The sequence below is a fragment of the Micromonospora sp. NPDC047740 genome (assembly GCF_043204735.1).
Taxonomy (GTDB): domain Bacteria; phylum Actinomycetota; class Actinomycetes; order Mycobacteriales; family Micromonosporaceae; genus Micromonospora.
Genome location: NZ_JBIDCT010000002.1, coordinates 155267 through 176748 on the forward strand (window position 1 = coordinate 155267; position 21482 = coordinate 176748).

At 71.1% G+C, this 21482-nt stretch carries 19 protein-coding genes and 1 pseudogene; 11 read left to right on the forward strand and 9 right to left on the reverse strand.

The window, feature by feature from the left end:
• The first annotated feature begins 268 nt into the window (after positions 1-268).
• From ACGF4F_RS05255 to ACGF4F_RS05265, 3 genes are all read left to right on the forward strand, one after another.
• Complete coding sequence (locus ACGF4F_RS05255) at positions 269-913, forward strand: hypothetical protein (RefSeq protein WP_393075085.1); 645 nt, start codon at positions 269-271, stop codon at positions 911-913.
• A gap of 3 nt (positions 914-916) precedes the next feature.
• Complete coding sequence (locus tag ACGF4F_RS05260) at positions 917-1780, forward strand: cobalt transporter (RefSeq protein WP_393075088.1); 864 nt, start codon at positions 917-919, stop codon at positions 1778-1780.
• A 70-nt stretch (positions 1781-1850) separates the two neighbouring features.
• The gene (locus ACGF4F_RS05265) at positions 1851-6038 is read left to right on the forward strand and encodes a LamG-like jellyroll fold domain-containing protein (RefSeq protein WP_393075091.1); all 4188 of its coding nucleotides are present in this window, start codon (positions 1851-1853) and stop codon (positions 6036-6038) included.
• A gap of 181 nt (positions 6039-6219) precedes the next feature.
• On the opposite strand, the gene ACGF4F_RS05270 is transcribed toward ACGF4F_RS05265, so the two are convergent.
• Together ACGF4F_RS05270 and ACGF4F_RS05275 are read right to left on the reverse strand one after the other, a co-directional pair.
• Positions 6220-6585 (reverse strand): VOC family protein, encoded by a 366-nt coding sequence (locus ACGF4F_RS05270; RefSeq protein ID WP_393075094.1) that lies wholly within the window; start codon positions 6583-6585, stop codon positions 6220-6222.
• A 26-nt stretch (positions 6586-6611) separates the two neighbouring features.
• On the reverse strand, positions 6612-6992 hold the full coding sequence (locus ACGF4F_RS05275) for a response regulator transcription factor (protein ID WP_393075097.1): 381 nt from the start codon (positions 6990-6992) through the stop codon (positions 6612-6614).
• 238 nt (positions 6993-7230) lie between these two features.
• On the opposite strand from ACGF4F_RS05275, the gene ACGF4F_RS05280 reads away from it, so the two are divergent.
• From ACGF4F_RS05280 to ACGF4F_RS05290, 3 genes and pseudogenes are all read left to right on the forward strand, one after another.
• Positions 7231-7533 (forward strand): hypothetical protein, encoded by a 303-nt coding sequence (locus tag ACGF4F_RS05280; RefSeq protein WP_393075635.1) that lies wholly within the window; start codon positions 7231-7233, stop codon positions 7531-7533.
• 192 nt (positions 7534-7725) lie between these two features.
• Entirely contained in the window at positions 7726-9705 is a 1980-nt protein-coding gene (locus ACGF4F_RS05285) for a zinc ribbon domain-containing protein (protein ID WP_393075100.1), read from the forward strand.
• A gap of 29 nt (positions 9706-9734) precedes the next feature.
• Positions 9735-10537: pseudogene (locus ACGF4F_RS05290) on the forward strand (penicillin acylase family protein); the annotation flags it as partial.
• Positions 10538-10734: 197 nt separating this feature from the next.
• Here the strand turns inward: ACGF4F_RS05290 and ACGF4F_RS05295 are convergent.
• Both ACGF4F_RS05295 and ACGF4F_RS05300 read right to left on the reverse strand, forming a co-directional pair.
• On the reverse strand, positions 10735-11463 hold the full coding sequence (locus tag ACGF4F_RS05295; RefSeq protein WP_393075103.1) for a hypothetical protein: 729 nt from the start codon (positions 11461-11463) through the stop codon (positions 10735-10737).
• 28 nt (positions 11464-11491) lie between these two features.
• Positions 11492-11839: a hypothetical protein gene (locus tag ACGF4F_RS05300; RefSeq protein ID WP_393075106.1), complete on the reverse strand. Its 348-nt coding sequence runs from the start codon at positions 11837-11839 to the stop codon at positions 11492-11494.
• A gap of 267 nt (positions 11840-12106) precedes the next feature.
• On the opposite strand from ACGF4F_RS05300, the gene ACGF4F_RS05305 reads away from it, so the two are divergent.
• Both ACGF4F_RS05305 and ACGF4F_RS05310 read left to right on the forward strand, forming a co-directional pair.
• Positions 12107-14053, forward strand: a complete 1947-nt coding sequence (locus ACGF4F_RS05305) for a sensor histidine kinase (RefSeq protein ID WP_393075109.1) — start codon at positions 12107-12109, stop codon at positions 14051-14053.
• Positions 14050-14691: a response regulator gene (locus ACGF4F_RS05310; RefSeq protein ID WP_393075111.1), complete on the forward strand. Its 642-nt coding sequence runs from the start codon at positions 14050-14052 to the stop codon at positions 14689-14691. The genes ACGF4F_RS05305 and ACGF4F_RS05310 overlap by 4 nt, the downstream gene beginning before the upstream one ends.
• A 104-nt stretch (positions 14692-14795) precedes the next feature.
• Here ACGF4F_RS05310 and ACGF4F_RS05315 read toward each other — a convergent pair whose 3' ends face one another.
• Positions 14796-15752 (reverse strand): hypothetical protein, encoded by a 957-nt coding sequence (locus tag ACGF4F_RS05315; protein WP_393075114.1) that lies wholly within the window; start codon positions 15750-15752, stop codon positions 14796-14798.
• Between the two features lie 203 nt (positions 15753-15955).
• Here ACGF4F_RS05315 and ACGF4F_RS05320 point away from each other — a divergent pair, with 203 nt between their 5' ends.
• On the forward strand, positions 15956-17278 hold the full coding sequence (locus ACGF4F_RS05320) for an AAA domain-containing protein (protein ID WP_393075117.1): 1323 nt from the start codon (positions 15956-15958) through the stop codon (positions 17276-17278).
• A 69-nt stretch (positions 17279-17347) separates the two neighbouring features.
• Here ACGF4F_RS05320 and ACGF4F_RS05325 read toward each other — a convergent pair whose 3' ends face one another.
• Positions 17348-18217 carry an endonuclease/exonuclease/phosphatase family protein gene (locus ACGF4F_RS05325; RefSeq protein WP_393075120.1) on the reverse strand — a complete coding sequence of 290 codons (870 nt, stop codon included), beginning with the start codon at positions 18215-18217 and terminating at the stop codon, positions 17348-17350.
• Between the two features lie 265 nt (positions 18218-18482).
• Entirely contained in the window at positions 18483-19247 is a 765-nt protein-coding gene (locus ACGF4F_RS05330) for an SDR family oxidoreductase (RefSeq protein ID WP_393075122.1), read from the reverse strand.
• A gap of 99 nt (positions 19248-19346) precedes the next feature.
• On the opposite strand from ACGF4F_RS05330, the gene ACGF4F_RS05335 reads away from it, so the two are divergent.
• Complete coding sequence (locus tag ACGF4F_RS05335) at positions 19347-20201, forward strand: helix-turn-helix transcriptional regulator (RefSeq protein WP_393075125.1); 855 nt, start codon at positions 19347-19349, stop codon at positions 20199-20201.
• Between the two features lie 46 nt (positions 20202-20247).
• On the opposite strand, the gene ACGF4F_RS05340 is transcribed toward ACGF4F_RS05335, so the two are convergent.
• Both ACGF4F_RS05340 and ACGF4F_RS05345 read right to left on the reverse strand, forming a co-directional pair.
• Positions 20248-20874, reverse strand: a complete 627-nt coding sequence (locus ACGF4F_RS05340; protein ID WP_393075128.1) for a glyoxalase — start codon at positions 20872-20874, stop codon at positions 20248-20250.
• A 5-nt stretch (positions 20875-20879) separates the two neighbouring features.
• A complete protein-coding gene (locus tag ACGF4F_RS05345; protein WP_357434256.1) occupies positions 20880-21344 on the reverse strand; it encodes a helix-turn-helix transcriptional regulator in 465 nt (154 codons plus the stop codon).
• Between ACGF4F_RS05345 and ACGF4F_RS05350 the strand changes: the two genes are divergently transcribed.
• Positions 21343-21477, forward strand: a complete 135-nt coding sequence (locus tag ACGF4F_RS05350; RefSeq protein WP_393075131.1) for a hypothetical protein — start codon at positions 21343-21345, stop codon at positions 21475-21477. The two genes, ACGF4F_RS05345 and ACGF4F_RS05350, sit on opposite strands and share 2 nt — an antisense overlap.
• Positions 21478-21482: the final 5 nt, after the last annotated feature.

Sequence of the window (21482 nt, forward strand, 5' to 3'; positions counted from 1 at the left end):
CGACGCGGCTGCGTGTCATTTCGGCCGTCACCGGCGCCGGTGGGGCATGGACAGAGCCGCCCGGTACCCGCGATGACCAGGGTCATTTCCTGGTTCGGCAACCTGCCCGTAAGAGTTCGCTCGGTTTTTGTGATCTTGCTGGTCACCTGTGGCCGGAACAGTCATTGCGTTTGCCCCACCGAGCGGATGAGAGCCTGTTGTGCCTGCCCTGCGCCGTGCCCTACGCCACGCCTGGCGTTGCTCCTGGGGCGTACTCGCACTGGTGCTGATGGGAGGGCTGGCTCCGGCCCCGGTCTCGGCGCATCCCTTCGGCGCCCCACAGCAGATCAAGGTCGCGGGCGAGGGCGATCACGCTGTGCGGGTCCGGTGGCTCGTCGGCGGCACCGACGACCTGACCCAGCTCGGCATCGCCCTCGGCGTGCTTCCGCAGGACCGGGTGTTGCTGGACGGTGCGGTGATCTACGAGCCCGCCGACGCGGTGGCGTTGGCTGAGGCTCCCGCGTTCGCCAAGTACCTGACCGAGCGGATCGCCGTGAAGCAGGGAGGGCGGTCCTGCAAGGGCGAGGTCACCGTGGCCGACGATCTGGTGGCCGGCGGCGCCGAGGTGCTGTTCACCTGCCCCGAACCGGTGAGCACGGTGACCGTGACGTCCCGGATGCTCACCGACCTGCACGAGGCCTATCGGACGCTCGCCAGAGGTCCTCGTGGGCAGAAGGCGGTGTACGACGCCGCGCACGAGTCGGCGGACTGGACCATCAGCGACGGTCCGAGTTCCCGTCCCGCGGCAACTCGGACCGTCGCCGCGACCTCCTCAAGCAGCAGCGCCCTGCAACTCTCCGTCGTCGGGGGCGTCCTGCTGGCCCTCGTCGCAGCCGGAGCGTTCTGGCATCACCGGCGCGGACGAAAGGCCTGAATCATGCACTCGATCACCAGCCTCGGCACTGCGGCGGCACCCCTCGGCTCCGGCCCCGCAGCCCTCCTCGCCGTCGATCTCTTCGGCGCCGCCGGGTTCGGCGATCGACTGATCGAGACGGTGCAGTCGCCGGGTTTCGTGCCGGTGGCGCTGGTGATCGCCTTCGTGGCGGGGGCTGCGCACGGACTCGCACCCGGCCACGGCAAGAGTCTCGCTGCGGCGTACCTGATCGGCTCCCGCGGCCGGGTCCGCGACGCCGCCTGGCTGGGTTTCTCGGTGGCCGCCATGCACACCGTCTCGGTGCTGGTCATCGCGGTCGCCTGGACCTTCTTCTCCCTCTCCGACCTGGTCAGCCTCGAGCGCCTGACCACCGGGCTGCAGTTGGCGGCTGGCCTGACCGTCGTCGCCGTCGGGCTCTGGCTGCTACGCCGCCACCTGCGTCGGCGTGGTCATGCTCACAGCCACAGCCACAGCCACAGCCACAGCCACAGCCACAGCCACAGCCATGACCACGGCCACGGACACGACCACCCCAGCCCGTCCCGCCCGGGGCTCCTCCTCCTCGGCATGTCCGGCGGCCTGACGCCGTCGCCGGCGGCTTTCCTTGTGCTGGTGACCGGCATCTTCGCCGGGCGAGCCGGGTTCGCTCTCGTCCTCGTGGTCTGTTTCGGCCTCGGGCTCGCCGCGGTGCTCTTCACCGTCGGCCTCATGGCTCTCACCGGCCGCTCCCTCGTGACGCGCGCCGCCGGGTCCCACGCCCTCCTGCAGCTGGCCACGCGGGTGGCCCCGGTGCTGGCCGCCTGTGGGATCACCCTCATCGGCGTCGGCATCTCCGCCTCCGCCGTCGCCGGCCTACCCGGCACCTGACCTTCCTTCCGGATTTCCAACCACCCACCACCAACCACCAAGAGAAACCCCTTCAGAAAAAGGAGATGTCGTGACAACACGACTCCATCCGTTCGCCCGGAGGTGGCGCCGCCTGGGCGCGGCCGCCCTCGGGCTCGCGATGGCCGGCGGCGCGCTGATGATGCCCGCCCAGGCCGCGCCCACCGCGGCTGCCACGGTCCCGGCTGCCGACGTGCTCGACGTCGCCTTCACCGGCGGCGTTACCACCGACCGGGCCCAGGGCCTCGCCCCCACCACCTGGGGCGCTCCCAGCTACACCACGGACGCGGCGTTCGGTCACGACCTGCTCAAGGTGGACGGGGTCGACGACGCGGTCTCCTTCGACTTCACCGACCAGTGGAGCCGGTTCTCCAGCGGCTTCGCCATCGAGTGCGTCTTCCGGGTCGACACCACGATGCCGGTGAGCGGCGAGAAGGACCTCTGCTCCGACAAGGAAGCCGGCGGCTTCTCGGTCTACGTCAACGCCGGCAACCTCGGCACGATGGCCCACATCGGCGGCGGCTACAAGTCGGTGCTGACCCCGATCAGCGGCAACCGCTGGTACCACGCCCTCTCGGTCTGGGACGGCCAGACTCTGAGCCTCTACCTCAACGGCCAGCTGGCCGGCTCCGCCGCGGCCACCGGTGCGCTCACCCCGCCGGCCACGACCTCGCGCCGCTTCGTGATTGGCGCCGACGCCGCCCCGTCCGGCATCGGGCAGGTCGCCCCGCCGGCCTCCTTCGCGGCCAGCAAGGTCTGGAGCCGGGGGCTGACCGCCGCCCAGGCGGCCGAGCTGGCGTCAGCCTTCGACCTCAAGGCGCCCGTCCCGACCGCCGACGTCCTCGACGTGGACTTCGACGACGGCACGCCGAAGGACGACGCCCAGAACCTCGCCGTCACCACCGTCGGCGAGCCGGTGATCGCCCAGGACACCGCGGTGAAGACGCCGGTCGCGACCTTCGACGGCGCCAACGACGCCTACGCCTACGCGATGGGCGACACGCAGTGGGAGAAGATCCGCAACCAGGTCTCGATCGAGTGCACCTTCAAGGACAACGGCACCCTGCCCAACTCCGGTGAGCACTCCGTCTGCTCCGAGAAGGAGACCGGCGGCTACTCGATCGTCGTCTACGGCGACAAGCTGACCTTCGCCGTGTACGCCAGCGGCGCCTACCGCAACGCCCAGGTCCAGATCTCCTCCGGCCGCTGGTACCACGCCGTCGGCACCTGGGACGGTGCCACCGCCCGCCTCTACGTCGATGGCGAGCTGGCCGCGTCCGTCGCCGCCCCGGCACCGCTCGGCCTGCCCGGCGGTGCCGCCCGCAACTCCTTCTACGTCGGCGCCGACGCGGTCAACCAGTTCTGGGCCCCGGCGACGGTGCGCAACGCCCGAATCTACTCCCGCGTCCTCACCCTCGACGAGGTGAAGGCGCTCAACATCGCCGCCCTCGGTGACATCCGGAACGCGGGCGTCGCGATCACCTCGACGCTCCCCGGGGAGGGCGACCACCTGAGCCGCCCGACCGAGCTCCAGGTGACCGTGACCAACCAGGGCAACGCGACCGGCTGGCGCTACCTGCTCGACGGCCAGCCCGTACAGGTCGGCCAGGAGATCGGCGCCGGCATGAAGTCCGGCAACCACACCCTGGCGATCTCGGCGACCGACGTGTTCGGCAAGCCCGTCAGCAAGACGGTCACGTTCACCTCCGACGCCATCCCGACCACGGGCGGCACCGACGTCGGCCAGGGCAGCGGTCGGGTGACGCTCTCGGCGATCGCCAACAACCCCGACGGCGGCGAGGTGACCACCACCTTCAAGCAGGCCACCCCGAGCGTGCCGGTCGGCGGCTTCCAGGGTGTCATCCCGGTGATGCCGTCCGCGCTGGACTTCTCCTACACCGACGGCGGCCAGATCGGCACCGCACCGCGTCCCGACGGCAAGATGGCGAACAGCCCGTCCACGGGCAACATCCCGTTCCAGCGGTACGACGTCCAGGTGCCGGCGTCGACCGAGCGCCGCCAGATCCTGTGGAACGGCACGGTCGACCCCGCGCGCGCGGTCTCCCTGCACGCGTGGAACGGCACCGCCCAGGTGTGGACCGAACTCGCCACCGCCCGCGGCCAGGCCGAGGGTGAGACCACGCTGAAGGCCGCCGTCCGGCCGGAACTGGTCGACAACGGCGTGGTCCACGTCCTGGTCACCGGCCAGGACCCGTTCGCCGACGACCTGGCGTCGCGCGACGCGACCGCCGGCGCCCCGGCCAACCGGGACCACTTCGAGGACCCGTCGGCCTACGACTTCTCGCTGGCCCACTTCACCGACACGCAGTACCTCGCCGAGGGTGCCGTCGGTGGCACGTACGACGACTTCGACGGCATCGACGAGCCCAGCGACAAGATGACCATGGAGGAGCAGGCGCTCTGGGCGAAGTCCTACCGGGACACCACCCAGTGGCTGGCCGACAACGCCGCCAAGCGGAAGATCGCTTACACCGCGCACACCGGTGACATCATCGAGAACGACTACACCAACCCGCTGGCCACCGACGCCAGCGGCAAACTGCTCCGCCCCGGCCTCGACGAGCAGGTGACCAAAGAGTTCCAGTTCACCGCCGAGGCGCAGCGCACCCTGGACGCGGCCGGACTGGTCAACCAGGTCATCGCCGGCAACCACGACAACCAGGGCGGCGCCGAGACCGGCCCGACCTCACGGTTCAACCAGTACTACGGCCCCGAGCGCTACTACGAGGGCTCCAAGCAGTGGCCGGCCGAGTACAAGGCGTCGTACCACGCCTGGGACGAGACCACCGACGCCTCCGGCGCCGTGGTCACCCGCGGTAAGGACAACCAGAACAACTACGTCCTCTTCTCCGCGGGCGGTCTGGACTTCGTCGCGGTGGGTCTCTCCTACGGCGTCACCCAGGCCGAGGCCGACTGGGCCAGCTCGATCTTCCAGCGCTACCACGACCGCAACGGCATCCTGCTGACCCACGCCTACATCGCCCCGTCGGGCGCGCCGGACGGCCGGGGCGCCAACTTCTCCACCGACGGTTCGCGGGCCTTCTCCAGCATCGTGGCCGCCAACCCGAACGTCTTCCTGGTCCTCGCCGGCCACGAGCACGGCGTCGGCACGAACCTCAAGACCGGGGTCGGCGTCACCGTCGAGCACAACGTGGTCGAACTGCTCGCGGACTACCAGTTCTACAAGATGACCGCGGGCGAGCTGTGGCCGGAGAAGGTCGACGCCAACGGCAACCTCGACCTCAACGGCGATGGCGTCGTCGACCACAAGAAGGGCGACCTGCTGCAGTTCGGCGCCAGCTTCCTGCGGCTGCTGCAGATCGACGTCGATCGGGCCCAGATGAGCATCGACACCTACTCGCCGATGCTCAACAACTACGGCGCCACCGAGTACGACGACCGCAAGCGCTACAACGGCGCCGAGGACAACATGGTCCTGCCGATCGACCTGTCCTCGCGGAAGACCAGCTTCAGCACCGACGGCCTCGTCCTGGTCACCCCGACCGACACCGTCATCGGTGAGGCCACGGCCAAGTCGGGCTGGCCGGCCACCGTCCAGTGGAGCGGCCTGACCGAGGGCGAGCTCTACGCCTGGACCACCACCAGCCACACCGGCAGCGGTGCCCAGGTCGGCTCGGTCGACCAGTTCGGCGGCATCTTCACCGCCACCGCGGCCGGCACCGACGTCACCGCGCCGGTGCTGACCGTCCCCGCCTCGACCTCAGTCAAGCAGGGACAGGCCTTCGATCCGCTGGCCGGGATCACCGCGGTGGACAACACCGACGGCGACGTCACCAACCGGATCCAGGTCATCGGCACCGTCGACACCACCACCCCGGGCAACTACGCGCTGTCCTACCTGGTCTCCGACACCAACGGCAACCAGGCGGTCGCCAACCGGGTGGTCACCGTCACCCCGGCCCCGACCGTGGAACTCACCCCCACCTCGGTCCGCGTCAACGACGTGACCGCCACCTGGGGCCGGACCCTGAAACTGACCGCGACCGTCACGCCGACCACGGCTACCGGCCCGGTGCAGTTCATGATCGGTGAGGACGTGCTCTGCGAGGCGCCGGCCAAGAAGGGCATCGCCTCCTGCACCGTCCGCATGCTGCCCAACCCCGGCATCCATCAAGTGCGGGCGGTCTACGGCGGCGACAAGACCCACGCGGCGTCGTACGACGACTTCACCCTGACGGTGGTCGAGCCCAAGCGCTGATCGACGGGTTCACAAAACGCACACTCTGAGCGGGGCCGGTCCATCGGGCCGGCCCCGCTTCCCGTTCCCGACACCTAGGAGGCCCTGGCACCCACCTGCACGTCTTCAACCAACCCCGCCGATGCCGAGACTGCGGGACCGGAAGTGCGGCCGGACCGCAACGACAGTGCCGGCCGCACCCTCAGCGGGCCGTCCAGGTCTGCACCTCGACCAGGTTACCCTCGGGGTCGCGCAGGTACGCCGAGCGCACACCCCACCCAGGGCGGTCGGCCGCCTCGGCCACCACCACCTCGGCCGGGAGCCCGGCGATGGTGGCATCCACGTCGGGCACCGGGACCACCACGAGCACGCTGCCGTCGCCCCGACCCACCGGAAGCACCGCCTCCGCCGCCCGGCGGCCGAGGATCGCCAGGACGGTTTCGCCGCCCTGGTCGAAGCTGGCGTACTCGAAGTCCGCGACAACCGTTTCCGGTTCGCCGAGCAGGTCGGTGTAGAAGCGCAGGGTGGCCGGGAATTCGTCGGCGACGACGCGGGCGTGCACACTCACGCCGCTGACCCTAACCCGAGGGCGGGTCACCCAGACGTAGCCCGCGGCAGAGCACCATCTTCATCGAGCGGTAAGCCTGCCAGTTCCTTTCGCGACAGGTAGCCGAGCTTGCGTAGTGCGCTGGAGATGTGGCTCTCGACGGTGCGCCGGGAAAGGAACAGCTCGGTGGCGATCTCCTGGTTCGTCTTGCCCTCCGCCGCCAGCAGCGCCACCTTGCGCTCCCGCGACGACAGTGTCTGGCCGAGGGAGGGTCGCCCGCCCCGCCACGGGTACGGGATCGGCACGCCGTTCCGCCGCATGATCTGGCAGATCCGCGCGATGTCGCGGTCGGCGTGTATCGCTCCGTACCGGCGCAGTGCGCTCTCCAGCAGGTGCCCGCCGTCCGCGGCCTCGCGCTCGCAGCGCAACCGGCCGAGCCGTCGGCGGCCAGGGCCTCCTCGTACCGCAGCCCCGCACCGTTCAAGACGGTATGCGCTGCGTCGAGCAGGCGATCAGCGTGTCCCCATTCCTAGCGGGAGCGGGCCAGGACGGCCTGGGCGGTCAGCAGGGCGGCCTGACGGCGCCGACCCGCTCGGCGACCGCGATCACGTCGACCAGGCGGTCCACGGCTTCCTCGGTCGGCCCCATCGCCGCAAGCAGCGCGCCGTGCAGCAGCCGCGAGTCCAGGGACGCCGCGGGGTACGTGGCCGCCGCGCCGCCCAGGCGGCGGACGCGGTCCACCAGACCCTCCCACCGTCCCGCGGCCCGGTCCACGGCGGCCGTCACCCGCAGCGGCCAGGCGTCCTCGACGGCTCCCGCTCCGCCTGCGAGCTGGGCCGGGACCCCGACGCCGCCGTGCCGGGCATCTTCGGCCCGGCGCACCTGCCCACGCTGGTCCGCAATGACTACGTGACCAACTCCAACGACAGCTACCGGCTCGCCAACCCGCAGCAGCCCCTGGAAGGCTGACCAATTTGATTACGAATCGTCAGTGATCATAGATTGGTCGTGTGGACCTTCTTCGATTCTCGCAGACTGCGGCGCGTCTGTCGGTGTCCGCCTCGTGACGCCTGGTGGTTGGGTTGGTTCGGGGCGGATTCCGGTGACGCGGGCCGTCCGTGGGCGTTGGTTCTGCTCGATCGTTGGTGGGTCGTTGAGTCGGTGAGCGGGAAGCTGCGGCTGGCCGAGGGTGAGGCGGCCCGCACCGCGTGTGCCCGCGCGGTGTTGCGCACCGGTGTGGACGAGGCAACCGGTGAGGTCCTGTCTGCGGCGGTGCTGGCGCTGCGGATGGGTTGGTGCGCCGATCTGGTGGCGGGCATGGTGGCCGCGCTGGTCGGTGAGCATTGGAACAGCGTGGATGTGGGGGTGTTGGCTTCCGGGGTGGATGCGGGTGGGCGGAGGTTGCCGTCGCACGCGTGGATGGCGTTACGGCGACTGGGGTGGACGGTCGCCCCGCCTGGGGGTGTGAGGGTCAATGACCGGATCGTGCGGATGGCACAGGAGCAGGCGGGGCGTGCGCTGCGTTCGGCGGCGTGGCGTGCCGAGGTGACCGCCGGGGTCCTGGCGACGTGGCCGGCCGATCCGCGCAAGCGCACCCCGGCCGAGTGGGATCAGGTGCGCCGGGCGGTCCCGGGTGGGGAGCATCTGCCGTCGAATGTCATCAAGGGTCGGACCCGCCAGGTTGCCGCGTTCGCCAAGACCAATGGTCGCCTGCCGGTGGACGTGTTCGAACTCGAAGGCACCCCGAGGATCGGGCGGATGTTGCTGTTGGCCGCGTGTGATCGGCAGCAGGCCACGATCGAGCGCTGCGACACCGACCCGGCGAGAGCGCTGCTGCGGCTGCAACTGCCCACCCGTCCGGATCCGCGGGGGTATCGGGACTGGACGTGGGTGGCGTGCCGGATCGCGTTGCCGTCCACGGTTCCTGCCTCGGCGGTGCTGCACCTGCCCACCCTCCGCCTCACCGACGGCAAGGTGCGTGCCGACATGGCGTACACGCATGCCGTGCCGAAGGCCCGGGCTACCGGTCACTCGGTGGCGCTTGGCGTGGATTGGGGTCTCAACACGCTCCTCAGCGCCGGTGCGCTGCGACTGGGTAAGGATGGGCGGATCACGGCGTTGGGGGCGGGTGGCCAGTTCCGGGCCGCCGGGGTCCTGGCCAAGCAGCACCGCCTGCGCCGTCACAGTGAGCGGCTGCATGCGAAGGCCGACCAGTACACGCGGCTGCTCGGCGGCCGCCCCGACGAGCAGTTGAGGGCGAAACAGGAGGTGCTGGCCGGCGAGATCCGCCACGTGTCCACCCGCCGCCAAAACCTGAACGACGCGCTCGCCTGGGCTGCCGCCCGCTGGACGGTCGACCAGGCGATCGCCGCCCGGGCGACGGCGATCTATCTGGAAGACCTGCGGTCGATGGAAGCGCGGGGCATGGGGCACAGCCTGAACACGCGGCTGTCCCAGCAGGTCCGCGGAAAGATCAGCGACCGGATGCGGCACCTCGCCGCCGAGCACGATATCGCCGTGGTCACGGTCCCCGCCCGCAACACTTCCAAGCACTGCCCGCAATGTTTGACCCCGCTACAGCACCGTAAAGCCCCCGACCGGCCCACCACACCGGGATGGAAGTGGGCCATCTGCCCCAACACCGGCGGCTGCGGTTGGCAGGGCGACCGCGACCACGGTGCCTGGCGGCGCATCGCCGCCCGTGGTCTGACCCATCAGGGCAAGACCGTCATCGACAAGACCAGCGGGCAGATGGTGATCCGCTCGGTCGTTGACGAGCTCGAAGCCAACGCCGTCGTCACCCCCACCACCACAGGCAGCCGGAGGGACCGGTCGAAGTCCGGCCCCACCCGGCCCCGCACCTCACGCCCCGCGCCCAGGCGACGCAGGGCACCCTCCCCCACCCGGCCTCATGGCTGGGCGAGTAAGCGTCCGGAGGGACACGCACCAACGGACCGGCCCAGGCTGCCTCGCGCAGCCCACCGGCACCAGGGCGTGAATACGACCAGCACACCCACCACCGCCGGCCACCGGCCACGCGGAGCCGCCTTGGGCGCGGGATTCCATCTCCACGTCCATGCATCTCCGCCACGGTGGGAAACGATCCCGGAAACCCCATCCGACTCAGGATCGCCAAGCTGATCAGGGACGCTTCCCGCGCATCATCGGCACGGACCGAACGCAGCCTGCGTACCCGGCTCGGCGTCAACCAGGTGCGGCAGCGCCTCGCCGGCACCGACGGGCTCCCCGGCACCCAGTTCACCACCGGCAACTGTGGACGGTCACCCTCGGCAACCGCGCCTACGGCGGTGAACTGGTCCGCGACGACCTGGTGAGATCGTGTACGGCCAACCCGGTCGCCACCGCCTCCGACGGCACCCGGGTCGACCTGAGCGCCGCCTGCGCCGCCCTGCGCGGCTGGGACCTTCGGGTCGACTTGGACAGCCGCGGCTCGCACCTATTCACCGAGTTCGCCCGCGCCGGCGGCCTGCGCTTCGCCGACCGGTTCGAACCGGCCAACCCGCTCACCACCTCGGGCCGGCTCGCCGTCGACGACCCTCGGATCCGCACCGCCCTCGCGGACGCCGTTCAGCTGCTCGACGGGATCCCGCTCGACGCGCGCCTCGGCGACATCCAGACCGAGCCGCGCGGCACCGAACGGATCCCGATCCACGGCGGGTGGCCCGAGGCCGGCGTCTTCAATATGACGATCAACCTGGTGCAGCCTGGCGTCGGCTACCCGAAGGTGGTGCACGGCACGTCGTTCCTGATGGCCGTCGAGCTGGGCCGCAACGGGCCGTCGGGCCGGCAGATCCTCACCTACTCCCAGTCGGCCAACCCGAACTCCCCCTGGTACGCCGATCAGACCCGGCTCTACTCGGGCAAGGGCTTCGACACCATCAAGTTCACTGAACGGCAGCTCAAGGCCGACCCCAACCTGGTCACGTATCGGGTGGGGGAGCGCCGCGACTGACCGGCGGTCGATGACCGGGTGCCGGCCTGCGGACCCACTGCCGCAGGCCGGTACCGGCGCCGCTGGTGCGCAGGCCTGATCCCCAACTTCCCGCGATGAGGGAGCTGACGGCGGGCTCGCGGCCCAGTCGCCTCTCCCGGAAGGGGTGCCGCAGCGGTCGGGCTCACTCGCTCCGGCACCCGCGGTCTGCTGCTGGTTCAGCCGGCTGGGGCGGGCGGCAGGTCGAACGCGTCGTTGCGCATCCGCAGCAGCGCGTAGGACGCGCCGGCGAAGCCGACAGCGGCCACCCAGAGCCCGAGGCCTTGCGCGACGTAGCCGGGCACGATGCCGGAGACGAACGGGTGGGTGAAACCGCCGATGGCCAGCGCCCAGCCCATCCACGCCGGGGCCGCTTTGCTGCGCCAGAGCGCAAGCCCGAGCAGCAGCAGCCCGATGGTGACGCCGATGATGAACAGCAGACCGCCCAACTGGCCGAGCAGGTAGTTGTCCTCGGCGCCGGACAGCGCGGACATCGCGTCGACATCGAAACTGTTGGTCGCGGTGAGGTAGGTCAGCCGGTCGTTGTTGGGAATGAGCGGGAACCCGGCCAGGTCGCCCAGCAGGGCGAGCAGCGCGCCGGCGGTGGCCAGCCGCGGCGCGCCACGACGGGCGACCCAGGCGACCGCGAACGTGGCGGGGATGAGCCCGACCAGGAACGGCGTCTCGATCCATTGCAGCGAACCGACCAGGTTCAGGTGGCCAGTGGTGTCCTGCACGCGCTGTGGGAACGACGCGTCGGCGGCCCACGGCAACAGCAGGTAGTACAACCCTTGCGCGAGCATGGGCAGCGGCGCGATGACGGCGAGCAGCACCCGCCAGAATCCTCGCACGTCCGTCAGCTGCCGGCGTGGCGGCGCGGTCTGCGCCGGTGCGGTTTCGGTCTGCATGGTGGAACCTCCGTTCACGGGGAGTGGGTCAGCCGGCCTGCGGTGCCGCGGCCGGGCGGCGGGCGGCGTACGCGACGGCCAGGCCGGTGCCGACCGCGCTGAGCACCAGGCCGACGACCCCACCTTCACTGCTGTTGGCCAGCGCGATGACCGCGCCGAACAGGTTGAGCCCGCCGACGGCGATCACCGCCGGGACGGCCCAGCCGGCGGTGCGGAACAGGCCGATCGCGGCGACGATGCCGGCGACGCCGACCAGGCTGACCAGCCAGGCGACCGGGGCCGGCAGGTGGGCGCCGGCCGGGTCGAGGCCGACGGGCAGGTTGAGCAGCGACATGATGATCGTCGCGACGGCAGCGGTGTAGCGGATGGTCCTCATGGCGAAACTCCCGGTGTGGCAAGAGATGCTGTCGCCACTGAGCGTCGGCCGCGCACCGCTCACCGGACCACGGCAGCGCTTCCCGAACCGCGCCGCCGTCCTCCGCCCTGACGTCCGGGGATTCCCGGACCGGCGGGAACCTCTTCCCGGCCGCTCGGGAACCGCGGCCGTTGATCCCCTCTGAGCAGGGCCGGGATACTGGCCCGTATCGACACGGCGCCGGCTCACCAGACCCGCGACGGCAGCCGGTGGGCTGCCGGGACGCTGGTGGCTGTCCTGATCGGGGTCGGGTTCCTGCTGTGGTGGGTCACCGCCGGGCGGCCCCTGCCACCGAACGGCTCCTTGCCGACATGGCTGGAGCCGCTGGCCATCATGGTCGCCTACGGGGTCGCCGGCGGCCTGCTGATCGACCGCCGCCCGGATCTGCCGTTCGGCTGGCTGCTGGCCGGCGCCGCGGTGCTCGTCGTCGGCCAGGTGCTGATCCTGCCGCCCGCCTACCTGGCCGCCCGGCAGGGTGATCACAGCGCATGGGTGACCTGGGCCCTGACCAGCGGAACCTTCAGCTTCGCGCCGATCGCCGCCCAGGGTCTGATCAACATCCGGTTCCCGTCCGGACGGCCCGCCAGTCGGTGGGGCGCCATCCTGGAAAAACTGATCATCGGCGCCACGGTGCTCGTCCTGGTGGGCGGCATCCTCGGCAGCACGACGCCGCGCAGCGTGACCGGCGTACCCGGCCTGGCGCATCCTCTCACCGGAGGCACCCTGGTCGGGCGCGTCGCCGACGGCATGCTCCTGCTGGCCCCCGTCGTCGTCCTGCTGGGCCTGGCCGCCGGCATCGGCGTGGTCATCCGGTTCGCCCGGGCCGACGGCATCGCCCGTCAGCAGCTGAAGTGGCGGGCGGCCGGCATCGTCGTGGCGCTGGCCCTGTTTCCGCTGGCGGTCACGGAACGGCTGCCGGGCGTCGTCAACACCGTCGACGCGTTCGTGTTCGTACTCACCCTCGTCGGCCCGGTGCTGCGCTACCGGCTGTGGTCCATCGACACGATCCTCCGCCGCTCCCTGGTCTACGGCGCGATCACCGCCACCCTCGTCGTCAGCTTCGCGCTGCTCTCGGCCCTGACCACCCGGGTCGTCTCCCGCCAGATCGCCGCGCCGATCGCCGCGGTGGCCGTGGCGATGTCGTTCGTGCCGCTGCGCGAGCGCACCCAGCGCCTCGTCGACCGGCTGTTCTACGGCGGCCGCCAGGATCCCCACCGGACCCTGCGTGACCTGGGACGGCAACTCAACACCGTCCCCGGCGGCGACGCCCTCGGCACCTTCGCCCACGCCGTCGCCGCCGCACTCCGGCTGCCCTACGTGGCGATCCATCGGGTCGACGGCACTCCCGTCACGTCGTACGGCCGGCCGGCCGAGCCGCAGCATCGCTGGCCACTGGCCTACGACGGCCAGGTCGAGGGTTTCCTCATCGCGTCGGCCCGGCGCGGCGAGGAGACCGTCGACGAACGCGACAGCAACCTGCTGTCCGACCTCGCCGGACAACTCGGCCTGGCCATGGCCACCCGCAGCCTCACCACCGAAGTCTTGCGCTCACGACAGCGACTGGTCACCGCCCGGGAGGAGGAACGCCGCCGGCTGCGCCGCGAACTGCACGACGGCCTCGGACCCGCGCTCACCGCCATCGGCCTGACCCTCGATGCCGCCCGCACCCGCCTGCACACCGACCCACCCGCCGCCGACCACCACATCCGGGAAGCCCGTGACGCCGCCACGCAGGCGCTGGCCGACCTGCGCAAGGTCGTCCACGGGCTACGCCCACCCGCCCTCGACGACCTCGGACTCGCCGGTGCCCTGCGCTCCCAGGCCGACCGGCTGACCGCAGGCGGCCCGCTGCGAGTCACCATCGATGCCGACGGCCTACCGGACCTGCCCGCGGCGATCGAGGTCGTCGCCTACCGCACCGCCGTCGAAGCGATCACCAACACGGTCCGGCACAGCGACGGCCACCAGTGCCGGGTACGCCTGACCGCCGCACCCGGCGAAATGGTCATTCAGGTGACCGACGACGGGAGCTCCAGCGGCCCGTGGCTGCCGGGCGTCGGACTGACCGCGATGCGAGAACGCGCCGCCGAACTTGGCGGGACCTGCCACGCTGGCCCCACCCCCGACGGTGGCGGCAGCGTCACCGCCCGACTCCCACTTCCGGTGACGCCATGATCCGCGTACTGCTCGCCGACGACCACCCCCTGGTACGCCAGGGGCTACGAGCCGTCCTCGACACGGTCGACAACATCGACCTGGCCGGCGAAGCCAGCGACGGCCGCCAAGCCGTCCGCCAAGCCGTCGAGCTGCAACCCGACGTCATCATCATGGACCTGCAACTGCCCGGCCTACACGGCATCGAAGCCACCCGCCAGATCCAGGCCCAGGTGCCCCACGCCGCCGTCCTGGTCCTCACCATGTTCGAAGACGACGCCACCGTCTTCGCCGCCATGCAAGCCGGCGCCCTCGGCTACCTGGTCAAGGGCGCCGACGGCGCGGACATCGTCGCCGCCATCCACGCCGCCGCAGCCGGACAACCCGTGTTCGGTGCCGCCCTCGCCGGCCGCCTACGGACCTGGTTCGCCTCGCCACCGCCGCAGGACGGCCCATTTCCCGAACTGACCACCCGCGAACGCGACATCCTCGACCACCTCGCCGCCGGGCTGTCCAACACCGAAATCGGCCAGCGCCTGCACCTTTCCAGCAAGACGGTGGCGAACAACGTCACCACCATCCTCGCCAAACTGCACCTCACCCAGCGCAGCCAGGCCATCGTCCGCGCCCGCGACGCCGGACTCGGCCGCCCACGCTGACCACACGTACCAGGTGGGGGAGCGCCGCGGCTGACCGGTGGGTGCGGGCCGGTGACCCCGGCCCGCACCCCCCGACCGGCGGCCAGGGACCACCACCATGACGGTCAGCTGTTGTCGACGGCGGTGAGCCGCACCGACGCCGTGTTGTCGGACGGATCCGCGTCGCTCAGCTGCTGGATGGGGAAGAACATCGCCCCCACCTCGAACGTGGCACTGCCGAGATCACCCGCCGGCGTTTCGGCGGGCGCGACGACCACCAGGTCGAAGCTGCGCTCCTCGCCGGGCATGAACCGGTGCCCCGGAACGTTCAGCCGGGTGTCCGTGGTGGCCGGGCCGCTGTCCGGGTCGGTGGCCCAGACCCGTACCCCGTTGGGCAGGGCGATCCCGTCGACCCACAGGTCGTCGTGGGCGGCGTCGCCGGCGTAGCGCACCGTCATCGGCACCCGGCCGAACCAACGCCCGTCCGCCACTCGGGACAGGGTGGCGTCATCCGCCGTGATCGACGCCTTGATCTCGCTGTCCTGGACGTAGGGCGTGGTCGGGTTCAGTTTGCCGTCCGCCGCGCGGAACAGGGTCCCGAAGTCGCCCCTGCCTGCCGGTGCGCTCTGGTAGTAGACGGTCGCCGTGATCGTGCCGCTACCGGCGCGCATCGCGTACGACCGGACCGTGGTGAGCACCTCGAACGACAGGACGGCCTGCCGGGTCTCGCCGGGTTGCAGGTAGAGCGAGGGGGAGCACTCGAAGGTGCGCCGACCATCGACCATGTCGTCGAAGGTGAGGCAGGGCGCGTCCGGGCCGGCGTTGCGGAAGGAACCGGCGATCGGCTCCGCGATCTGCAGGGCGAAGCTGTCCGTGGTGCTGCCGAGGTTGGTCACGGTCACCGGGAGATCGCCCCGGTAACCGCGCTCAGTCGGCTCGAGGATCAATCGTCCCACCTGCACCGACGCCCGCGCCCCTGCCTTGGCGGCTGCGACCGGGGTTGCGGACCCCACCGCACCGAGCAGGGCCAGTCCCGCCACCGTGAGCACGGCTGTCAGCCGGCGGCCGATTCGTTTCTGCATGAGGTGTCCTCAGGTGTATGGCGCGACAGCTCTCCGCCGCATTGATGATGGGAAGGACGCGTGGTTTTGGACGAACCGTTGCCGGTCGATCACTAATGGTTATGTCGCAAGGGTGACAGCGGGTCAGCGGCCATCGGAGAAAGGTCGGCGTCCGCCCCGACCGGTAGGGTGCCGGGGACGCCGTGTCGGAAGGTGACGTGTCGATGCTTGCTGGTCTGGAGCTCCCGCCCGCCGTCGAGGCGGAGCGGGTGATCACCGCCGTGCTGGCCGACCTGCGCTCCGGCGACCACCGTGGCGTGGTGGTCGACTCCCCGCCCGGCGCCGGCAAGTCCACCCTCGTGGTCCGCGCCGCCGTCGAACTAGCCACCACCGGCGAGCCGCTGATCATCATCGCGCAGACCAACGAGCAGGTCGACGACCTCATCGACCGCCTCGTCCGCAAGGCACCCGAACTGCGCATCGGCCGGCTCTCCGCCACCGACTACAAGCCGACCGACCGGGTCGAGGGCCACGAGACGGTCCGGGTCGCCGCCAAGGTCGCCGACCTCGCCGCCTCGGCCGTCATCATCGGTACGGCCGCCAAGTGGGCCACCGTCGCCGAGGGCTGCTGGCCGTGGGCGATCGTCGACGAGGCATACCAGATGCGCTCCGACGCGCTGCTGCGCGTGGCCGGCCGGTTCGAGCGGGCGCTGTTCGTGGGCGATCCCGGGCAGCTCGACCCGTTCTCCACCGTCGAGACCGCCCGCTGGACCGGCCTGACCTGGGATCCGATGCAGTCGGCGGTGGCCACCCTGCTGCGGCACAACCCGGACCTGCCCGTACACCGGCTGCCGGTGTCCTGGCGGCTGCCCGCCACCGCCGCGCCGGTGGTGGCGGCGGCGTTCTACCCGTTCACCGGGTTCCGGTCCGGCACCGGGCCCGCCGACCGCGCCCTCTCCCTCACCGAGGCCGGACCCGGTGACGCCTACGACGCGACGGTGGACGTGGCGGCGACCACCGGCTGGGGGCTGTACGAACTGCCGGCCCGGCAGACGCTGCGTACCGATGGGGAGGCCGCCGCGGCCTGCGCGGCCCTCGCGCTGCGGGTGCTGGCGCGGGGTGCGGTCGCGATCTCCGAGCAGGCGCCCGACGGCGCGCCGGTGACCGCGGACCGGATCGCCATCGGGGCTGCCCACCGCGACCAGGTGGCGGCCATCCGGTCGCAACTCGGCGAGGCCGGCGCGGGCATCACCGTCGACACCGCCAACCGGCTGCAGGGCCGGGAGTACGACGTGACGGTCGTGCTGCACCCGCTGTCCGGGCGGCGGGACGCGACCGCGTTCCACCTGGAGTCGGGGCGGCTGTGCGTGCTGGCATCCCGGCACCGGCACGCATGCCTCGTGGTGGCCCGGGCCGGGATCGCCGAATTGCTCGATGCGCACCCGTCGACCGAGCGGGTGCACCTGGACGTGCCGGTGAAGTTCCCGGACGGCTGGGAAGCCAACCAGACGATGCTGACCCACCTCGCCGCGCACCACGCCCGCTGACCGGGGATCGTGGCGGGGCGGTGCTCCGGTCCCAGGGCCGGAGCACCGCCGCGTCGGCTGCCGCCCGGATCAGTTGCCGCGCTGGTGCAGCAGGAGGTCGGCGACCACCGGCCGGTGGTCCGATGCCGTCGTCGCTACGGTGTCCGTGCCCACCACGGTGATGTCCGGTGAGACGCTGATGACGTCGATCCGCTTCACCGGGTTGATCGCCGGGTACGTCTTGGCGCCGGCCGGGGCGGCATCACGCAGGTCTTGCCACAGGGCGGTCAGCTCGGGTGCCCCCGGCTGCGCGTTGAGGTCGCCGACCAGCACCTTCGGCCCGGAGTCGGCGGCCAGGATGTTCAGCGTGTCCGCGACCTGCATGCGCCGCACGGTCGGGTCTCCCCGGTAGTCGAGGTGCGTGGAGTAGACGTGTACGTGGGCACCCCGCACGTTGATCGTCACCTCGGCGAAGCCCGGCGCGGGGGCCGGCACCGGGTTGGGCACCTGGGTGGAGAGCCGGGTGATCTCGTTGTTCTCCGCCTCGAGGATCGGGTAGCGGCTGAGCACCGCGACCCCGTACTGCCGGCGGGGCGCACCGGCGGTCAGCGGGTCGAAGTCGTAGATCGGCGCGAAGAAGGCCCACATGCCCAGCCGATCGGCGAGCTCCTCGGCCTCGTCGATGAAGTTGCTGCGGTTACCCCAGTGGACGTCCACCTCCTGAAGGCCGACCACGTCGGCGTCCAGCGCCCGGATCGCCTCGGTGGTCCGGGCGAGGTCGAAGACGTTGTCCTCGCCGGCCCCGGCGTGGATGTTGTAGGTGGCCACGCGTAGCGCCACGGGTGGCGCGGCCGATCCCGCGCGCTCGGTCGCGCCGGCCGGCGCGGCCAGCGACAGCGGTGCCAGCGCGGCGGCGAGCGCGGTGCCGAGCAGGGTACGGCGATGAATGCTCAGTCTCAACGGGTCCTCCCGGATCAGACGGTGGAAAGGCCAGTGCCGACGAGGCGTTTCCTCCGGTTCGAGAACGGCGCACAGTTCGCCCGGTAGGGGGCGCAAAAGACCCTAAACGCCGCCCGTGAAGCCGTCCATGATCTCTAGCCGAAGCCGGTATGACCAGCCGGTGGCGCTTCGATGGCGACGGTCGAGGTGGTGTCGCCCGGCCGGCCTTTCGCCTGCCCAGTGCCGGCGACGCGGCGTCGACCCTGCGCCGCCAGGGAGTCCGGGGCTACTTTCCGTGCGGGTCGGCCGTGTTGAGCGTCGCGACGACCTGGTCGTAGTCGCCGCGCGCTTCGCCGTACCGGAGGAACTTCACGCGCTCGACCTGGATCTCCCTGGCGTCGGGCTGCGACTCCAGCAGCGCGACGACCTCCGCCACGAACTCGTCCAGCGGCATCGCGAACTCGCTGTCCTCCTGCCCGGGCAGCAACGAGGTACGGACGGCCGGCGGTTCGAGCTCCACCACCTTCACGGTCGTGTCGGCGAGCTGCAGCCGGATCGACTCGCTGAGCATGTGGATCGCGGCCTTCGACGCGTTGTAGCTCGGGGTGACCTTCAGCGGCGCGAACGCCAGGCCCGAGGAGACGGTGACGATGGTGGCGTCCGGCTGCGCCCGCAGGTGCTCGATGAACGCGGCGATGAGCCGGATCGGGCCGAGCACGTTGGTCGTCACCACCGCCTCGGCCGAGGCGAGGAACGATTCGGGCTGGTGCCAGTCCTCGACGCGCATGATGCCGGCCATCGTGACGAGGACGTCGAGGTCCGGGTGCTTCGCCAGCACCTCCTTCGCGGCGGCGCCGATGCTCGCCGGGTCCGTCGTGTCGATCCGTACGGTGTCGATGCCCGGGTGTTCCGCGGCGATCTTGTCGAGCAGATCGGTACGCCGGCCGCCGACGATGACCGTGTTACCCCTGGCCCGCAACTCGACGGCGAGGGCCAGGCCGATACCGCTCGTGGCGCCCGGGATGAAGATCGTGTTTCCGGAGATGTTCATGCCCCGAGCCTCGCCGTTCCTCGAAGGCGGATTAAGAGACCGGTCATCGGGGGATCGGCAATCCCTGGTTGGCTCCCGCCGCCTGCGGATACTGAGATCATGGACCGTGCAGCCCTGGCCGACTTCCTGCGCCGCCGCCGAGAGGCACTGCAGCCCGGGGACGTCGGGCTGGCTGCCGGCGCCCGCCGGCGCGCACCCGGCCTGCGGCGTGAGGAAGTCGCTGCCCTCGCCGCCATGTCGACCGACTACTACACCCGCCTCGAACAGCAGCGCGGCCCGCAGCCGAGCCCGCAGATGCTGGCGTCGCTCGCCCGGGCGCTGCGGCTGACCGGCGACGAACGCGACTACCTCTTCCAGGTGGCAGGGCAGAACGCCCCGGCCTCGGTGTCCGCGGCGACGCACGTCGCCCCGGCGCTGCTGCGCGTGCTGGACCGGCTCGACGACACCCCGGCACTCATCCTGTCCAACCTCGGCGAGACCCTCGTGCAGAACCGGATGGCCGAAGCCCTGTTCGGCGACAGATCGGGCTACACCGGCCTCGCCCGCAGCGAGATCTACCGGTGGTTCACCGAGCCCGCGGAGCGGCTGCGCTACCCCGAGGAGGACCGCGACCGGCACAGCCGCGCCCAGGTCGCCAACCTGCGCGCCGCGTACGGGTCGATGGGCCCGCAGTCACGGGCCGGCGAGATCGTGCGGGCCCTGCAGAAGGCGAGCGCGGAGTTCGCCGAGCTGTGGGAACGACATGAGGTGGCCAAGCGCTTCGAGGACCACAAGACGCTCATCCATCCCCAACTCGGTGCGATCGAACTGGACTGCCAGGCGCTGATCACCGAGGACCAGTCCCAGGCGCTGCTCGTGCTCACCGCGCCACCGCGCAGCGAGGGCTACGAGAAGCTGCAACTGCTCGCCGTGCTGGGACATGAGCAGTTTCCCGCCGACCCGACGCCGATCTAGCGCGGCAAACGGGCTCGCCCGGCAAGGCCGAGCGAGCCCCGCTGAATCAGGCCGTGGGTGCCAGCGAGGCGGCCTCCCAGGCAAACCCGTCCGGGTCGGTGAAAGCCCCGGCATCGCCGCCGATCATGAGCCGGTGCGATCCGGTGCCCTCGGGAGCGACGCCGACGTCCTTGGCAAGCGCGCGGCGCCGGTACAGCGCCAGCTTCACCGGGCTCGACCCAGCAGCGAACTCGACGTACATGCGGCCGAAGCTCTTCGCCACGGCCAGGCCACGCTCGACGTAGAACCGCTTGCTCGCTGCCACGTCCGCGACACCCAGCAGGAGCACCAACTCGTCGATCTGCCGGGTCGCCGGGCCGGTGTCCTTCTTCGCCGAGGTCGCGACCTTCCAGATCGTCCCGTCCGGGGCCTGCACGACACCGCCGTAGCCCCAGAGCGACTTCGCGGCCGGCTTCAGCGTCGTGGCGCCGGCGTCCAAGGCGGCGCCGATGAAGCCGTTGACGGTGGCCGGCTGGGACACCGTGAGCGCCAGCGTGAACCCACGGAAACCGGTCGTCGGTGCCTCCGAGGCCCGCAGGCGGATCTGCGTGTCCAAACCGAAGGCGGCGGTGTAGAAGCGGCTGGCGGCCGCGGGGTCGGCCACGTCGAGGGTGACGGATTCGATGGATGTCATGACAATCACGCTAGTTGCGGCTCGGCGACCAGGGCTTCTTGATTCCTGACCGGTCTGGTCACCTGCTTCGCCACACACGACGGCATCCCCGCCGCAGCGCTGGTTGCGCCGCGCCGGTAGGCGCTGGGCGACATGCCGACCAGCTCGGTGAAGCGAGTGCTGAAGGTGCCCAGCGAGGAGCACCCGACCGCGAAGCAGACCTCAGTGACGTTGAGGTCCCCACGCCGCAACAGCGCCGCCGCCCGCTCGATGCGCCGCGTCATCAGGTACGCGTACGGCGACTCGCCGTAGGCCAGCCGGAACTGGCGGCTGAGATGCCCTGCCGACATGTTCACGCCGCGGGCGAGCGCCTCGACGTTCAGCGGCTGCGCGTACTCCCGGTCGATCCGGTCGCGGACGCGGCGCAGTCGAGCGAGGTCGGTGAGGCGGTGCGCCGCGGTGAGCGCGCGCCCCCACGAGGGGTGACACATGAGAGAGCTCCTTCCATCGATGCCCGCGAGCATGAACGGCCCGCCGAGGAGTGTGGGCGAGGGCGGCGGCCGGGAAGGGCCGACCGCCCCGTTCCCGCAGGTGGTCGTGGCGCCGGCCAGCACGGCCGCGTGACCGGT

Excerpts from the sequence above, each read along its gene's own strand:
- ACGF4F_RS05295 (WP_393075103.1), bottom strand. The coding sequence starts at position 11,463 with ATGCAGACCGAAACCGCACCGGCGCAGACCGCGCCGCCACGCCGGCAG.
- ACGF4F_RS05315 (WP_393075114.1), bottom strand. The coding sequence starts at position 15,752 with ATGCAGAAACGAATCGGCCGCCGGCTGACAGCCGTGCTCACGGTGGCG.
- ACGF4F_RS05345 (WP_357434256.1), bottom strand. The coding sequence starts at position 21,344 with ATGTGTCACCCCTCGTGGGGGCGCGCGCTCACCGCGGCGCACCGCCTC.
- ACGF4F_RS05335 (WP_393075125.1), top strand. The coding sequence starts at position 19,347 with ATGGACCGTGCAGCCCTGGCCGACTTCCTGCGCCGCCGCCGAGAGGCA.
- ACGF4F_RS05320 (WP_393075117.1), top strand. The coding sequence starts at position 15,956 with ATGCTTGCTGGTCTGGAGCTCCCGCCCGCCGTCGAGGCGGAGCGGGTG.
- ACGF4F_RS05340 (WP_393075128.1), bottom strand. The coding sequence starts at position 20,874 with ATGACATCCATCGAATCCGTCACCCTCGACGTGGCCGACCCCGCGGCC.
- ACGF4F_RS05255 (WP_393075085.1), top strand. The coding sequence starts at position 269 with ATGGGAGGGCTGGCTCCGGCCCCGGTCTCGGCGCATCCCTTCGGCGCC.
- ACGF4F_RS05260 (WP_393075088.1), top strand. The coding sequence starts at position 917 with ATGCACTCGATCACCAGCCTCGGCACTGCGGCGGCACCCCTCGGCTCC.
- ACGF4F_RS05350 (WP_393075131.1), top strand. The coding sequence starts at position 21,343 with ATGAGAGAGCTCCTTCCATCGATGCCCGCGAGCATGAACGGCCCGCCG.
- ACGF4F_RS05300 (WP_393075106.1), bottom strand. The coding sequence starts at position 11,839 with ATGAGGACCATCCGCTACACCGCTGCCGTCGCGACGATCATCATGTCG.
- ACGF4F_RS05310 (WP_393075111.1), top strand. The coding sequence starts at position 14,050 with ATGATCCGCGTACTGCTCGCCGACGACCACCCCCTGGTACGCCAGGGG.
- ACGF4F_RS05330 (WP_393075122.1), bottom strand. The coding sequence starts at position 19,247 with ATGAACATCTCCGGAAACACGATCTTCATCCCGGGCGCCACGAGCGGT.